Source organism: Marinobacter sp. MDS2 (genome assembly GCF_030718085.1).
Classification (GTDB): domain Bacteria; phylum Pseudomonadota; class Gammaproteobacteria; order Pseudomonadales; family Oleiphilaceae; genus Marinobacter.
This window is the reverse complement of the sequence record NZ_JAVAJF010000001.1, coordinates 852860-868651: the sequence shown is the minus strand read 5'-3', so window position 1 is coordinate 868651 and position 15792 is coordinate 852860. Positions and strand designations below refer to the sequence as shown.

Below are 15792 nucleotides of genomic sequence, written 5' to 3'. Positions count from 1 at the left end.
CTCCTTGCCTGCACAGGGCCCCGCTGATAAAGTTGCCGCATCCTTCTTTAGCAACCGCAACTCTCAGGTTGAAACAACACGAATGTTAATCAAAAGACTCCGAGGCCTATTCTCCAGCGACCTGTCCATTGACCTGGGCACCGCCAACACACTCATCTATGTGCGGGGTCGTGGCATCGTATTGGACGAACCGTCCGTGGTCGCCATCAGAACCAGCAACTCCCAGAAAATGGTTGCCGCCGTCGGTGCTGAAGCCAAACGCATGCTGGGCCGAACGCCCGGAAACATCACCGCCATCCGGCCCATGAAAGACGGCGTGATCGCCGACTTCGTTGTCACCGAAAAAATGCTCCAGCATTTTATCCACAAGGTGCACGAAAACAGCTTCATCACCCCAAGCCCGCGTGTACTGGTCTGTGTGCCCAGCAAATCGACTCAGGTAGAACGTAAAGCCATTCGCGAATCCGCCCTCGGTGCTGGTGCCCGTGAAGTATTCCTGATCGAAGAGCCCATGGTTGCGGCCATCGGAGCAGGCCTGCCGGTAGAAGAAGCCAGCGGCTCCATGATCGTTGATATCGGCGGTGGTACCACCGAAATCGCCATCATCTCCCTGAACGGTATTGTTTACGCTGATTCCGTTCGCGTAGGTGGCGACAAGTTCGACGAAGCCATCGTGACTTACGTGCGCCGTAATTACGGCAGCCTGATTGGTGATTCAACCGCAGAGCGCATCAAGCATGAAATCGGCTGTGCCTACGAAGGGCTGGAACTGAAAGAAATCGACGTTCGCGGCCGCAATCTGGCCGAAGGTGTGCCCCGGGCATTCACTTTGAACAGCGAAGAAATTCTCGACGCACTGCAAGAGTCACTGGCGCAAATCGTACAGACCGTCAAAAGTGCGCTTGAACAGTCTCCGCCTGAACTGGCATCTGACATCGCTGAGCGCGGCATCGTGCTGACCGGTGGTGGTGCATTGTTGGCCGGTTTGGACAAACTGATCAGTGAAGAGACCGGGTTGCCCGTGATCATTGCCGAAGACCCGCTGACCTGCGTCGCCCGTGGTGGTGGTAAAGCGCTGGAAGTGATTGATCGCAGCGGCATCGGAATGTTCTCCCAGGAGGGTTAATCCCGTGGGGGGAACTCACCATTAAAACAATCTTCGTTCAGGGGCCGATACCCGGCTTCCGACTCCTCCTCGTCATACTGTTATCGGCAGCGTTAATCGCTGCCGATAGCCGTTCTGACAGACTGTCGATCGTCCGCAGCTCCATCGAGACGGGGTTGGCGCCCATCTACTGGTTCGGTAACTTGCCGGCCCGATTGGGGGATTGGATCGACGGCTCGCTTGAAGATCACGAAGATCTGCAAAAGAAAAACGAAGAACTGCAAACCCGCCTCCTTATTCTGGAACGAAGAGCGCTGAAATACGCTGCCCTGGCGTCCGAGAACAACGAACTCCGCCGTTTAATGAACTCCGCCGAAGTGTTGGACGATCGCGTCATTGTGGGCGAAGTGGTGGGCATTTCGCCGGATCCTTATACCCACGAAATCGTCATCAACAAAGGCCAGAGCGACGGCATTACCGTCGGGCAGGCGGTATTGGATGCTGCGGGACTGATGGGGCAGGTGATCCAGACCAGCCAGTTTACCTCTCGCGTATTGTTGGTGTCTGACAGCAGCCACGCCGTGCCTGTGGAAGTTCTGCGCAACGGCTTGCGTGCGATTCTTCTCGGTAGCGGCCAGCCCAATACCCTGGATCTGGTGCACGTGCCTGACACGGCGGATATTCGTGAAGGTGATGTGTTGGTCAGCTCGGGGCTGGGAGGTCGGTTCCCGTCCGGTTACCCGGTGGCCGAGATCACCGAGATCGTAAAAGAACCGGGTGAACCGTTTGTCACAATCGGAGCGGCGCCGAAAGCGCGATTGAATCAGAGTCGTCTGGTGCTGGTGGTATTCCAGCCGAGAGCCCGGCAAGACGAAGAGCCGGTGGGTGAACGGGTACCGGAAGAAGGGGAGGCACCCTGATGTTGTCAGTCATCAGTTATCCACTGTTTTTAATCTCGGTTCTGGTGTCGCTGGTTCTGAGTATCTCCCTGTTTCCCGTGGGCTGGTTCGAGTTCCGGCCCGAGTGGTTGGGGTTGGTGGTGTTTTACTGGACCTTCCGGGCGCCCGCGCAGTTTGGTGTCATATTGGCCTGGTGTCTGGGGTTGTTGCTGGACACCCTCGAATCCACCCCTTTGGGTGTTAATGCAATGGGCATGGCGCTGATTGCCTTTCTGGTATTGACCGTGCACCAGCGCCTTCGCATGTACCCGCTGCCGCAACAATGCCTCATGGTGTTTCTGCTACTGGGCATCAATCAGATGCTTGTACATTTTATCAAGCAATTGGTGGGGGCCGAGAATACCGGTTTCAGCTATTTGTGGCCGGCTGTAACCAGTGCCTTGATCTGGCCGTTGCTCAGTAGCGTGCTGGACCATATCAATCGAAAACTGGGGTAAACCACTATGCCTGATCTGATTCTTGCTTCCGCCTCTCCCCGGCGCGCTGAATTGCTTCTGCAGATAGGCTTGAATTTTCATGTACAGCCGGCGGATATCGATGAAACGCCCGTCTCGCTGGAAACACCTGAACACTACGTTGAGCGCCTGGCGCGGGAAAAGGCGCTGTGCATCGCCCGTGAGCATCCGGAAAAGTTGGTGCTAGGTTCCGATACCTCCGTGATTCACAATGAAGAGATTCTGGGAAAACCCGAGTCCTCCGAGCACGCGGTGGCTATGCTGCAGGCGCTGTCGGGAAGCACGCATCAGGTGTTAACCGCGGTGGCCCTGGCGCACGGGGAAGAGTGCTGGTCCAGGGTTGTGATTACTGATGTAACTTTCCGGGAGCTGGAGCCAGAAGAGATTCGTGCCTATGTGGCGAGCGGCGAGCCCATGGATAAAGCGGGCGGCTATGGTATTCAGGGGCTGGGCGGCATTTTTGTCAGTTCGATCAGGGGTAGTTACAGTGCGGTAGTGGGGCTCCCACTGCAGGAAACCGCAGTATTGCTTGCTCAAGCGGGCTACCCGGTGAACCAGTTCTGGCCGAGCACTAAGGAGAGTCAGCGATGAGTGAAGAAATCCTGATCAACGTAACGCCGGTGGAAACCCGGGTGGCGCTGGTCGAAAACGGCATGTTGCAGGAAGCCTACATCGAGCGGACCAGTCGTAAAGGAATTGTCGGCAATATTTATAAAGGCAAAGTTGTAAGGGTGTTGCCGGGTATGGAGGCCGCGTTCGTGGATATTGGCCTGGAACGGGCCGCGTTTATTCATGCCTCGGATGTGGTCGCCAGTCAGCCCGCGGCGGAGGATGAGGGTGAGGGGCCAAGAGTGGTACCTGATATCCGTACGCTGCTGCGGGAAGGCCAGTCATTGGTTGTGCAGGTGACGAAAGATCCGATCGGTACCAAAGGCGCGCGCCTGACCACGCAGCTGTCTGTGCCGTCGCGGTATTTGGTGTTCATGCCCGGGGTGAAACACATTGGTATCTCCCAGCGCATCGAAGACGACAGCGAGCGTGCCCGCTTGAAATCGATTGTTGAAGAAGCCGCGGCCGAGCATCAGGAAGTGGATGGCGGTTACATCATCCGCACCGCAGCCGAAGGTGCGCAGGCGGAAGAACTCATCGCCGATATGGTGTATTTGCACCGGTTGAGCCAGTCGGTGCACGAGCGCATCAACAAAGCGCCGGCACCTTCTGCGGTGTATCAGGATCTGCCCCTGTTTATCCGCACCATTCGGGATTTGATTCGCCCGCAAACTGAAAAAGTGCGGATAGACAGCCGGGAAAGTTATCAGCGGGTGATGGATTTTGTGCATGAATTCGTCACCGAATTTGCGGATAAAGTGGAATACTACCCCGGCGAACGCCCCATTTTTGATCTGTACTCCGTTGAAGACGAAATTCAGAAAGCCCTCAGCCGCAAAGTGCAGCTGAAATCCGGTGGTTATGTGATCATCGATCAAACCGAAGCGATGACCACCATCGATATCAACACCGGTGCGTTTGTCGGGCATCGTAATCTTGAAGAAACCATCTTCAAGACCAATCTTGAAGCGGCTCGCTCGATCAGTCGACAGCTCAGGCTCCGCAACCTCGGCGGCATCATAATCATTGATTTCATTGACATGGACGACACGGAACACCAAAGGCAGGTGCTCCGTATGCTCGAGAAAATGCTTGAGCGCGATCATGCGAAAACCAAAATCACCGGTGTTTCCGAGCTGGGCTTGGTGGAAATGACCCGTAAACGCACCACTGAAAGCCTCGGACAGGTGTTGTGTGAGCCGTGCCCGATTTGTGATGGCCGCGGTTTCCTGAAAACCTCTGAAACCGTGTGCTATGAAATTTTCCGGGAAATCCTTCGAGTAAACCGGGTCTATGAGGCTGAGAGCTATCTGGTAATGGCATCCCAGAATGTTGTGGATCGGCTGCTCGATGAGGAATCCGACAACGTGGCGGACCTCGAAACTTTTATCAAAAAGACCATTCGATTCCAGGTTGAGCCTTTCTACAGCCAGGAGCAATATGATGTGGTTCTGCTCTGATACCTGAGCGGCTCAGTATTTTAAGGGGCTGACCGATAACGATGTCGATCCGCGATGAAGGCAGTGTTCAGGCAGACCCGCCTCCCGGAGGGCTGGTCGGCCGTATGTTGGCGGGCATTGCCTCATGCGTGTGGTGGGCATTGCTGGTTTGTTTGGTCTTGCTCGCGCTGTACGCGGGCATAGGCCGGCAGCTGACCGCCAATATTGATCAATTTTCGGATCGAACCGCGCGCATCCTCTCCGAACAGACAGGCTTCGAGGTCAGCATAGGCCGCCTGTCTTCTTCCTGGCAATGGCTCAATCCCTCGGTCACCGCCACCGAAATCCTTGTGCGTCACCCCGACACCGGCAAAGTGGTGGCAGATCTTGAGCATTTGAGCGCCAAGCTGGATTTCCTTTCGTCGTTGATGCGCTTTCGCATCGTTTTCGAAGATTTCGAAGCCGATGAACTCTTGCTTACACTGACCCGTTCGGTGATTCCCGGTGACGCCAATCCGGTTGAGGAATTATTGCAAAACCCCGTGACCAAGGGGCGCAGCCTGCAAAAGTGGTTGGATTACGCCGGCACCTGGTTATCGGATCCGGAAGTGCGGATCACCCGCGTCAGCCTGACCGTGGATGACGGCAAAGATCATTTGCGCCACATCGATATTCCGCAACTGGACTTGCTGTATCGCCGGGGCTTGTTCCAGGCGGCGGGCCGCGCGATGCAAAGTGGCACGGCCACTCAGCTGGCCAGCTTTGCCTTGGTGGGGCAACACTTTTTCCGCGGAGACTTTACCGGACAGCTCTATCTGGACGTGGATTCCGGGCGTTTATTTGATGGGCTGGTGGACGACCTGAGCTGGAAAGGTATTCGCCTGGAAGGGTTCGATCTTGGAGGAAAAGCCTGGCTGACCTTCGAAGAAGGCGAGCTTCAACAGGTTCAGGGACAGGTAGAAACCCCGTATTTGCAGCTGGGTGTTAACGCTCAGTCACTGGCACCGCTAGAGCATATTCACGCAAGATTCGGCTGGAAAAGGGGCGAAGCGTTCATGCTGCAGGAGCTCCAATGGCAGTGGGCCGGGGATGTCGTACAACCGTTCAGTTTCAGAATTCAGCCACAGGGTACGGGGACGGCGCTTGTGGCGGATGCATTGCCCCTTGAAGCACTGAGAAGACTGGTGCTGGACCTGCAGCTGTTGCCGAAAGTTGCCAATCAGGCCCTGGAACATTACCGCCCGCAGGGCTATGTGGATGACATGCTGTTGCTGCTGCCAGAGCAGGCGGGCGACTTCAGCCTGTCTGGGCAATTGCGGGATGTCAGCGCGCAAGCATGGCAAGGAACTCCGGTGGCGACGGGGCTGGAGGGATACTTTGAGTTGTCGGCGCAAGCTGGTTTTGTGGATCTGGATGCCACTGCCCCGGTTACGCTGGGCTTTCCCTCTTTATTCGTTGATGAATGGGCCTTTGACTCGCTGGCGGGCCGAGTGTCCTGGTTAAAGGAAGGCTCCGTCGTTCGGGTTTTCGCCGACGATCTTAAATTTGGGTATCAGCAGGACACGGTTATTACCGGTGCCTTTGACCTGAAGCTCGATGGGCAGGGTGAAGATAACCTTGGCTTGCGGGTGGGAGTGGAAGACGGTTCAGCGGATATGTTGTCGGCTTTTGTGCCTGCTTATGCGGTGGATCAAGGTCTTTATGAGTGGTTGTCTACCCGGATTGAAGCGGCGGACATTCTCAATGGCGAATACTATGGTCATGGCCGCATTGGCGCTGATGCGCCTGCCGGGTCCTTTGTGTCTTCCATGTGGTACGAGTTTGAGAAGGGCAGGGTTCGCTACGATGACCAGTGGCCAGTCGTAACCGAGGCGGCAGGCAGGGTAGAGGTACAGAATGGCGACACCTTGGTCACGCTCAAGCAGGGAACCACCGGCGGTTTGGCGGTTGATCAGGCTGAGGTTCGGGTGGTGCCCGGGGATGCCGAGCAACCGGCTCGCATTCATATCGCGGCGTCAGCGCCGGTTCCTGGCGCAGCGGTGCCCTGGTGGTTGGCTAACAGTCCACTGGGTGAGATGGGGGGCGCCGCCCTGACGGACGCGGGCATTGGGGGGCAATTTCAGCTTGGCCTGGACATTGATTTGCCTTTGAGCGACGAAATACCGGTTGTTGTTGAGGCGCACGTCAAAACCGAAGGGGCGGAGTTCGCGCTTCCTCAGGCAGGGTTGGCGTGGCGCAATATCACCGCCGATCTGACCTACCACACAGAAGCCGGCTTTGAAGGTGGTCCCGTTAATGCGGAGTTTCTGGGGCAGCCGGCAAGCCTCTGGTTTGGTCATAGTGGTCAGGGAAATGCATTGCATATCCAACAAACTGGCCGCCTTGTGTTGCCCGATTTTCTGCGGCAGTTTGATCTTGGAAGCGACAGCTCGTTTGGCTTGAATGGCTCGTTGGAATACAGCGCGGGGCTGACGGTCGGAGCAGGCGGGGTGTCTCCGATTTCGATCGCGTCGGACCTGTTTGGGCTGGCGGTCGATTGGCCGGAACCCCACGGTAAAGACGCGCTGGATACCGCTCAGCTTGATGTACAGATTGACCCCTTTGTTGACGATGGGGTTCAGGTGGCGGGCACCTGGGCAGACAGGCTGGCGTTTGATTTGAACCTGAGAGAAGGCGGCTTAGACCTCAATTTTGACCATTTGTATTTGGGCGATAACCGGCTTTCCGATATTCAGGTAGGTGCTCTGTATCTGGGGGACCGCTGGGTAGTGAACACGGAGTCCGAACGGGCCGTCGGCCGCGTGGTTATTCCGGATGACGACGGCATTGTCGAGGTGGATCTGCAGAGCCTGAGTCTGAGTCGGCAAAAAGAGGGGGATCGCCCGGATGAGCCGGTGTTGACGCTGGAGCAGCAGTTGGAAGCCTTCCGGCAGCTAGACATTGGCAGCTGGCCGAACATCGATGGACAGGTTGCGTCCTTGACCGTTGGCGGCCAGCCTGCCGGACGCTGGACGTTGAAGCTTCGCCCTGAAGAGCACCAGTTAAACGTAACCGGAATCGAAGGCCAGGTCGGTTCGTTGGCGCTGACCGGCGCTATGACCTGGCGCATTCTCGATGGCCGGGAGGTGACCCAATTCAAAGGCCAGCTTGCCGGTGGTGCTTTAAAGGATTTAGAACCCCTCACCGATGGTTCGATTCCGTTGAACAACGACGAAACCACCATCGAGCTGGATGTGGACTGGCCCGGTAGCCCCGCCCATCTTGAATTGGGCAAGCTGAGTGGTCAGGTCAGCATGCGCTTGGATGACGGTGTGATTCTTGAACAGAACAACTCGGCGCAACTTTTCCGGATTTTCAATCTTCTGAATACCGACACCTTGTGGCGTCGCCTGAGTTTGGACTTCTCGGATTTGTATGAAGCGGGCGTTGCCTTTGATGCAATATCGGGGAAGGCCGTTATCACCAACGGTTTGCTCACTCTGGATCCTGAACTACAGTTGGTGGGCCCGTCGGGCGCCTTTAAAATCAGTGGCACCACCAATATGGCGAGTGAAGATCTGAATATGCGTTTGGTGATGGTGTTACCGATCACCCAGAATCTGCCACTGGCTGCGCTGCTGATGGGGGCAAGTGCGCCCATTGGTGGCGCCCTTTTTGTCCTGGACAAGATACTGGGGGATCCGCTCAGCAAACTGACCAGTGCCACGTATACTGTGACAGGAAACTGGAGCGATCCGAAGGTTGAGCTAAAAGGTGTTTTCGATACAGGCGAATAATCCGGGAGGCTGGTAATGACGAAAGTTGCCGCAATTCAAATGGTCAGTGGTCACGATATTGAGGTCAATCTGGCAGAAGCCGCCCGCTTGCTGAAGGAGGCCGCAGAGCGCGGCGCCAAAGTCGCGGTGTTGCCTGAAAACTTTGCGGTATTGGCATCCAGTCAGATGCAAGTCTGCGGTGAACGGGAGGCTGGTGACAGCCCTGTGGTGAGGCATTTTCTGGCGGCTCAAGCCAGAGCCCTCGGGCTTTGGATTGTCGGAGGCTCGATGCCTTTGGCGAGTCGGCCAGACGGTTCTTCGATTGCGGATCGGGTGCGGGCCTGCTGCCTGGTGTATGACGATCAGGGCCGCGAAGTGGCTCGCTATGACAAGATCCATCTGTTCGATGCCATGGTTGAAGATGCTCACGGCCAATACAAAGAATCCAATGCATTCGAGCCCGGTGATCAGGTTGTCACCATAGATACGCCGGCAGGCCGGTTAGGTTTGGCAATCTGCTACGACCTTCGGTTTCCGGAACTGTTTCGTGCCTTAAGAGAGCAGGGCGCCGATTGGGTGTGCTTGCCCAGCGCATTTACCTGGCAAACCGGCGATGCCCATTGGCATGCCTTGATTCGGGCTCGGGCCATCGAAAATCAGGTCTGGGTTGTCGCGCCAGGCCAGGGCGGCCAGAACAGTGAGCGCAGACGAACCTACGGCCACAGTCTGGTATGCGACCCTTGGGGCAAAGTGGTTTCCGAAATCGAAGAAGGGCCGGGGGTGGCCCTGGCAGACCTGAGTCTGGAATACTTGAAGCAGGTGCGGACGCGGATGCCGGTGTGGGAACACCGGCGCTTATAGAAAGCCGGTAGCGTTAGTGCTGCTCGGCTTCGTCAATCCATTCCCGAAGCGCGCGGAACAGCTTGCGGGACTGCCCGGTATTGGCCTGCTTTTCGACTTCTTTGCGGGCGTTTCGCACCAGATTGCGCAGGTGCTGAACCTCGGCGCTCGGACAATAGTCGATAAACTCCCCGACCACTGAATCCCCTTCCGAGATCATCTTGTCACGCCAGCGTTCCGCGAGGTGGTGCCGGCGGGTGTGTTCTTCACTGCCCGCATAGAACGCATCAATGGTTTTGCTGATGGTTTCGGGATCGTCTTCCTGGCGAATGATCTTGCCGATGTACTGCAAGTGCCTGCGGCGGGCCTCACGCTGGGTGATGCGGCGTGATTCCAGGATCGCCCGTTGCAGCCGGTCACTGATCGGCAGCGTGGCGAGCTGATCTTCGCTCAGTTCCAGCATGCGCTTTCCGAGATCCTGCAATTCATGCATTTCCCGCTTCAATTGCGACTTGCTGGGCCCCAGATACTCTGGAAGTTGGTCGTCAGTATGGTCAGTCATGTTGTTTATCAATTCTGTCAGGCGTAGAAGAGGGTGGCCAATCCCAGAAAGGCCATGAAGCCAACAACATCGGTCACCGTTGTCAGAATAACACCGCCGGCGAGGGCCGGGTCAATATTACGGGACTTCAGAAATAGAGGCAGTACGGTGCCGGCCACGGTGGCTGCAACCAGATTGATCACCAGTGCGGCCGCAATCACGCCGCCGATCATCCAGTCGCCGAACCAGAGAATGGCTGCGGTCGCCACGACCCCGGCCCATAAAAGTCCGTTAAGGATACCGGAGAGTAGTTCTCGATTCAGCAACCAAGCAACGTTGACGCTGCTGATTTGCCCCACCGCCATGCCCCGGATCACCAGCGTCAGGGTCTGGCTGCCGGCAATGCCGCCCATGCTGGCGACGATGGGCATGAGTACCGCCAAGGCCACGACCTTGGCAATGGTGTCTTCAAACAGCCCGATCACCGCTGAGGCGGTAAATGCGGTCAACAGGTTGATGCCGAGCCAGACCGCACGACGGCGGGTGGTTTTCATCACCGGGGCAAAGGTATCTTCATCTTCATCAAGGCCGGCCAGGCTCATCAGCGAGTGGTCTGCGTCTTCACGAATAACATCAACCACGTCATCGATGGTGATGCGGCCCAAGAGTTTGTTCTGTTCGTTTACCACGGGCGCTGAAATCAGGTCATAGCGTTCGAACAGGGTGGCGACCTTGGTATCGGACAGACTGACAGGAATCGGTTCGATGTCGGTGTCCATCACTTCCCGAACGGTAGACGCCGGGTTCGAAACCAGCATCCGGGTGATGGCGAGCGTGCCGATAAACTCATCCCGCCGGTTAACTACGATCAGGCTATCCGTCATCGGCGGCAGGCTGCGGTGGCGGCGTAAATAGCGCAGCACAACGTCAATGCTGATGTCCGGGCGCACCGTGATAGTGTCCGTGTTCATCAAGCCGCCGGCGGTGTCTTCCGGGTAGGACAGAACCTCTTCAACCCGCTGTCGGTCCTGTTCGTCCATGGTTTCGAGGACTTCGAGGATCACCGTGTCGGGTAGCTGTTGAAGCAGGTCGGCGAGATCGTCCGACTCGAAATCTTCAATAATGTCAGCCAACTCCTGAGCGTTAAACTTGCTCAGGAAATACCCTCGGATATCGTCACCAAGGTGCTGGAGAACTTCGCCTTCCAGTTGCTTATCGACCAGATTCCACAGCAAAGCGCGCTGACGAGGCGGAGAGGATTCCAACAGGTGGGCGATATCACTGGGACTGAGGCCGCCGTTCAGGATGCGAGCAACCTGCTTCAGCGCGCCACTATCCAGAGCCTCGCTCAGGGAGCGGAGTCTCTGGTGGGCCTGACTTTGTTCCAGAATATCAGACATGGATCCACCTACGGTCAGAAAACCTCCGTATTATAGCGGAGTTAGCGAGCGTCGGTGAGGGGGAGTTATAGGTGAATTGCGAAGAATCAGCCGCCTTCGCCGAAATAATCTGCGATCAGCGTGGTTAGCGCCTCGATGGCTTGTCGCTCATCCGGGCCGTCCGCAATGAGTTCAACGGTGGTGCCCTGGCTGGCCGCAAGCATCATGACTTGCATGATATTTTTGGCATCTACCTTGCGGTCGTTGCGGCTGATCCAGACCTTCGATTCATGCTCGGAGGCGGTGGCGACCAGCTTTGCGGTGGCCCGGGCGTGCAAGCCGAGCTTGTTGATGATTGTCACCGTACGGCTGATCATGGCGAATCAGATTTCCCCTCTGGCTTGCAGATGAGGCAGTTCGGAGTGGCGAACCTGCACATTGCGGTACTTTTTTGCGAAGTGTTTTGTCAGTTGTTCCGAAACGTACACCGAGCGATGCTGGCCGCCAGTACAGCCGATGGAAATGGTCATATAGCTGCGATTGCTGTCTGCAAACGAGGGAAGCCAGGAATCGAGAAACCCAATGATGTCGTTGACCATCTTCTGGCTCAAAGGCTCGCGCTCGAGGAAGTCGATGACCGGTTGGTCAACGCCGGTGTACTTGCGGAGGCTGGTGTCCCAATAGGGATTCGGAAGGCACCGAACGTCGAACACGTAATCGGAGTCAACCGGTACCCCGTGCTTGAAGCCGAACGACTGAACCAGCAAGGCCAATTCCTGGTCCTTCCGGCCCGCAACCCGCTGCTTGACCATGTCCCGTAGCTCGTACATGGACAGCCCGGTGGTGTTGACGTACAGGTCGGCCAGCCGGGACAGCGGCTCTAGAAGGGTTTTCTCGTAAGACACTGCTTCAGGAAGCGATGTTTTATCATCGCTGAGCGGGTGTTTGCGTCGAGTTGCGTGAAAACGCTGCAGCAATGTTTGCTCGTCGGCATCCAGGAAGATGATTTCGACATCCATGCCGGTGCTTTTGAGCTGACTGTATATGGCCTCGAAGTTGGCCAGCTCGCCCGACAGGTTGCGTGCGTCAATGCTGACTGCCATTTTACGCAGGCGAGTGGTCGCCTCCTGGGTGGCGGCTTCCTGGGTCAGAGGGAAGAGGAGCCCTATGGGGAGGTTGTCGATGCAGTAAAACCCCAAATCTTCCAGTACGTGCAAGGCGGTACTTTTTCCCGAGCCTGAGCGGCCGCTGACGATGATCAGCTTCATAACAGTGTTCCTCTCATGCTGCGCGCTTTTGCTGAATTCGTATCAGTTCTGATTCGAAATCATGGCCTTGTGCAGATGGTCGGTATCCTGGCACTGGCGCAGCTTTTCGCAAAAAGAGCTTTCATTAAACTTTTCAGCGAGCTGACTGAGCAGCTCCAGGTGTTCGCTGGTCGCTTCTTTGGGCACAACCAGGGCGAAAACAATATCGACGGGCTGGTTGTCGATGGAATCGAACTCGACCGGTTCGGCCAGAGTCATCAACACGCCGATGACCCTATTCAGCCCGTCCAGCCGGCAATGGGGAATGGCGATGCCTTCGCCTATGCCGGTACTGCCCAGCCGCTCCCGCGACACCAGGTTGTTGAAGATATCTGTATCGTTGAGACTTTCATCCTGCTGGTGAATGTGCTCGGCGATAAACTCCAGTACACGCTTCTTGCTTGACGCTGCAACACGGCACAGAGTCAGTTCTGGAGCCAGAATGTTGTCGATGGTCAGGGATGAATCGCTCATAGATCGACTTCATTTCCGTAAAAAAAAGGCTGCGGCCGGATCATACTCCTGCCGCAGCACGTTTTATTGAAACACCCGGTTCGGTTTCACGCTAAGAGGCGCGTTAGCCGTTACCTTGCATCCGGGCAACTGTCTTTTCTTTATGTTTGAGGATCTGGCGGTCGAGTTTGTCGACCAGGCCGTCGATGGCGGCGTACATATCCTCGTTTTCAGCCTTTGCGTGAATTTCGCCACCAATCACGTGGAGGGTAGCTTCGGCCATCTGGCGAACTTTCTCAACTTGCAGCGTCACCTGACAATTACTGATGTGGTCAAAGTGTCGCTCAAGCTTATCAAACTTGGTGTTTACGTAATCCTTTAGTGCGGGAGTCAGTTCTACATGATGGCCTGAAATGTTGAGTTGCATAGGCTTCTCCTGTTGTCATATAGCCGGCTTTTGCCGGACTGAGTGTCAGCACCTCTTGTACTGACGAATCCTTAAACCAAACGTTTACGCTCGTTCGAGGGAGGGATGTGCATCGCCTCTCTGTACTTGGCTACGGTACGTCGGGCAACATTGATTCCCTGTTCTCCTAGCATGGCTGCAATTTTGCTATCACTCAATGGCTTTTTCGGAGTTTCGTCCGCAATCAGTTTTCTGATCATCGCACGAATCGCCGTTGAGGAACATTCTCCACCCTCGGCAGTGCCCACGTGGCTGGAGAAAAAGTATTTAAGCTCAAAAATGCCTCGGGGTGTATGCATGTATTTTTGCGTGGTAACCCGGGATATGGTCGATTCGTGCATATCCACCGCCTGGGCAATGTCCGACAGGATGAGCGGTTTCATGGCTTCGTCACCATGATCCAGAAAGCCCTGCTGGTATTCCACAATGCGAGTGGCCACTTTGAGCAAGGTCTCGTTGCGGCTCTGCAGGCTTTTGATAAACCACTTGGCCTCCTGCAGTTGGTCGCGCATGTAGGTGTTATCGGCGCTGCTGTCCGCCCGTCGTATTAATGAAGCATAGCTCGCGTTTACGCGAATGCGCGGGGCAATTTCCGGATTGAGCTCCACGCGCCACCGGCCTTCATGTTTGCGCACGATGACATCCGGAATGACATAGTCTGGTTCTGTACGGTCGATGCTGTCGCCGGGGGTCGGGTTCAGGCTGGTGATCAGCCCCAACACTTCTTTCAGCTGATCTTCTTTCAACCGGCTACGGCGAAGCAGTTGCGCGTAGTCACGGTTGCCCAGCAAGTGCAGAAACTGGGTCACGACCAGCTTGGCCTGGCGCAGCCATGGGGTGTCCGGTGGCAGCTGGCCAAGCTGGATCATCAGGCAATCCTGAAGATCTCTGGCAAACACCCCCGGTGGATCAAAGTGCTGGAGTCGGTGCAGAACCGCCTGCACTTCGTCGAGTTCCAATGGATCGTCTTCTGAGCCTTCAAACAGGCCGGAATGAATTTCTTCGATGGAAGACGTCAAGTAGCCCCGGTCATCGACCGCATCCAGCAGGGCGTGTGCAATCGCCTGATCCCGTTCGCTGAGCGGGGTCAGGTTCAGCTGCCATTCCAGATGGTCGTGCAGGGTTTCGCTGGGCGAGTTTCGGGTTTCGAAGTCGGAGTCGTTTTCATCGTCGCCACGGCTGGCCGGAGCTGGTGCTGACTGGTAGATGTCGTCCCAGGCAGTATCGACCGGCAGGTCGTCAGGGATATTGTCGGGTGTTTGATCTTCCGCTGACCAGTCGGGTGCGGTTTCCGATTCGTCCCAGTCCGTACTTTGCGAATCTGAAGCGGATTCTTCCGGCGCCGAGGCAGTCTCGTGTTGTTCGTCGTGGTTGTTTTCCTGCTGCTCGACTGAATCTGCCTGATCGTCGTCCTCGGAGGTTTCCAGCATCGGGTTGGAGTCGAGTGCCTGCTGGATTTCTTGCTGTAGATCCAACGTGGAAAGCTGCAGTAGCCGAATGGCTTGTTGCAGCTGGGGGGTCATGGTTAGGCTTTGGCCCATTTTAAGCTGTAATGAAGCTTTCATAACCATGGCTCAATATCCATAACGTGCTCGTATCCTGATCAAAAGCATTGCTTGCAAATATAAAAAATTGTTGTGTGCTGGTAACTTACAGTACGCGATCAACAATTTAAGCAAGTACCCTGCCGAGTTTACTTGCTCGCGTTCAGCAAAACAATCAGCCCGGCCTTCAGGTCTACGATTGTCTAAAGTCGGAACTCATCCCCAAGGTACACTTCCTTCACTTGCTGGTTGGCCAGAATGGCATCTGCGTTGCCCGATGCAATGATGTGGCCGCCCGAGACAATGTAAGCGTTCTCACAAATATCCAGTGTTTCGCGCACGTTGTGATCGGTGATCAGAACGCCAATGCCTTTGTCGCGAAGGTGCCGGATGATGTGTTTGATGTCGCTGACGGAAATGGGATCTACGCCGGCGAAGGGTTCGTCCAGAAGAATGAAGGCCGGCTCCATTGCCAATGCCCGGGCGATTTCTACCCGGCGACGTTCACCGCCAGAAAGCGCCATACCCAGGCTGTCACGAATGTGGGTGATGTGGAACTCTTCCAGCAACTCTTCCAGCTTGGCCTCACGATCCGCCTTGGAAAGCGATTTGCGCGTTTCCAGAATGGCCATGATGTTGTCGCGCACGGTCAGCTTACGGAATACTGACGCCTCCTGTGGCAAGTAGCCGATGCCTTTGCGGGCACGCCCGTGCATGGGCAGGGGGGTGATGTCGTTGTTGTCGATGGTGATGCGGCCATGGTCAGCCGGGACCAGTCCGACAATCATGTAAAAGCAGGTGGTTTTGCCGGCGCCGTTAGGGCCGAGCAGGCCGACGATTTCGCCGGAACGGATTTCCAGTGAAACATCCAGAACCACTTTTTTCTGTTTGTAGCTTTTGGCCAGATTGCTGGCCCTGAGAACTGCCATCAGAACCTTCC

15 protein-coding genes are annotated in these 15792 nt (G+C 56.0%); 7 read left to right on the top strand and 8 right to left on the bottom strand.

What is annotated here, in order from left to right; genetic code table 11:
- Window positions 1–82: 82 nt before the first annotated feature.
- From Q9245_RS04135 to Q9245_RS04105, 7 genes are read left to right on the top strand one after another with little or no spacing between them, the layout of a single operon-like run.
- Window positions 83–1126 (top strand): rod shape-determining protein, encoded by a 1044-nt coding sequence (locus Q9245_RS04135; RefSeq protein WP_114334118.1) that lies wholly within the window; start codon window positions 83–85, stop codon window positions 1124–1126.
- Window positions 1127–1155: 29 nt separating this feature from the next.
- Entirely contained in the window at window positions 1156–2025 is an 870-nt protein-coding gene (mreC, locus tag Q9245_RS04130) for a rod shape-determining protein MreC (protein ID WP_371824804.1), read from the top strand.
- The gene (mreD, locus tag Q9245_RS04125) at window positions 2025–2501 is read left to right on the top strand and encodes a rod shape-determining protein MreD (RefSeq protein WP_305895968.1); all 477 of its coding nucleotides are present in this window, start codon (window positions 2025–2027) and stop codon (window positions 2499–2501) included. Before mreC ends, mreD begins: the two co-directional genes overlap by 1 nt.
- Before the next feature lie 6 nt (window positions 2502–2507).
- Complete coding sequence (locus Q9245_RS04120; RefSeq protein ID WP_305895967.1) at window positions 2508–3110, top strand: nucleoside triphosphate pyrophosphatase; 603 nt, start codon at window positions 2508–2510, stop codon at window positions 3108–3110.
- The gene (gene rng / locus Q9245_RS04115) at window positions 3107–4588 is read left to right on the top strand and encodes a ribonuclease G (RefSeq protein ID WP_305895966.1); all 1482 of its coding nucleotides are present in this window, start codon (window positions 3107–3109) and stop codon (window positions 4586–4588) included. Before Q9245_RS04120 ends, rng begins: the two co-directional genes overlap by 4 nt.
- A 41-nt stretch (window positions 4589–4629) precedes the next feature.
- The gene (locus tag Q9245_RS04110; protein ID WP_305895965.1) at window positions 4630–8343 is read left to right on the top strand and encodes a YhdP family protein; all 3714 of its coding nucleotides are present in this window, start codon (window positions 4630–4632) and stop codon (window positions 8341–8343) included.
- 15 nt (window positions 8344–8358) lie between these two features.
- The gene (locus tag Q9245_RS04105) at window positions 8359–9183 is read left to right on the top strand and encodes a carbon-nitrogen hydrolase family protein (protein ID WP_305895964.1); all 825 of its coding nucleotides are present in this window, start codon (window positions 8359–8361) and stop codon (window positions 9181–9183) included.
- 13 nt (window positions 9184–9196) lie between these two features.
- Here the strand turns inward: Q9245_RS04105 and yjgA are convergent, their stop codons facing one another.
- The 8 genes from yjgA to lptB all read right to left on the bottom strand — a co-directional run bounded on the left by yjgA (window position 9197) and on the right by lptB (window position 15781).
- Window positions 9197–9724 carry a ribosome biogenesis factor YjgA gene (gene yjgA, locus Q9245_RS04100; RefSeq protein ID WP_305895963.1) on the bottom strand — a complete coding sequence of 176 codons (528 nt, stop codon included), beginning with the start codon at window positions 9722–9724 and terminating at the stop codon, window positions 9197–9199.
- 17 nt (window positions 9725–9741) lie between these two features.
- Window positions 9742–11103 carry a magnesium transporter gene (mgtE, locus tag Q9245_RS04095; RefSeq protein ID WP_305895962.1) on the bottom strand — a complete coding sequence of 454 codons (1362 nt, stop codon included), beginning with the start codon at window positions 11101–11103 and terminating at the stop codon, window positions 9742–9744.
- Between the two features lie 86 nt (window positions 11104–11189).
- Complete coding sequence (locus Q9245_RS04090) at window positions 11190–11459, bottom strand: HPr family phosphocarrier protein (protein ID WP_305895961.1); 270 nt, start codon at window positions 11457–11459, stop codon at window positions 11190–11192.
- Between the two features lie 6 nt (window positions 11460–11465).
- The gene (rapZ, locus tag Q9245_RS04085; RefSeq protein ID WP_305895960.1) at window positions 11466–12350 is read right to left on the bottom strand and encodes an RNase adapter RapZ; all 885 of its coding nucleotides are present in this window, start codon (window positions 12348–12350) and stop codon (window positions 11466–11468) included.
- 42 nt (window positions 12351–12392) lie between these two features.
- Window positions 12393–12863 carry a PTS IIA-like nitrogen regulatory protein PtsN gene (gene ptsN / locus Q9245_RS04080; protein WP_305895959.1) on the bottom strand — a complete coding sequence of 157 codons (471 nt, stop codon included), beginning with the start codon at window positions 12861–12863 and terminating at the stop codon, window positions 12393–12395.
- A gap of 103 nt (window positions 12864–12966) precedes the next feature.
- On the bottom strand, window positions 12967–13269 hold the full coding sequence (hpf, locus tag Q9245_RS04075) for a ribosome hibernation promoting factor (RefSeq protein WP_305895958.1): 303 nt from the start codon (window positions 13267–13269) through the stop codon (window positions 12967–12969).
- Between the two features lie 71 nt (window positions 13270–13340).
- Window positions 13341–14873: an RNA polymerase factor sigma-54 gene (locus tag Q9245_RS04070; protein WP_305897166.1), complete on the bottom strand. Its 1533-nt coding sequence runs from the start codon at window positions 14871–14873 to the stop codon at window positions 13341–13343.
- Window positions 14874–15055: 182 nt separating this feature from the next.
- On the bottom strand, window positions 15056–15781 hold the full coding sequence (gene lptB / locus Q9245_RS04065) for an LPS export ABC transporter ATP-binding protein (RefSeq protein ID WP_305895957.1): 726 nt from the start codon (window positions 15779–15781) through the stop codon (window positions 15056–15058).
- Window positions 15782–15792: the final 11 nt, after the last annotated feature.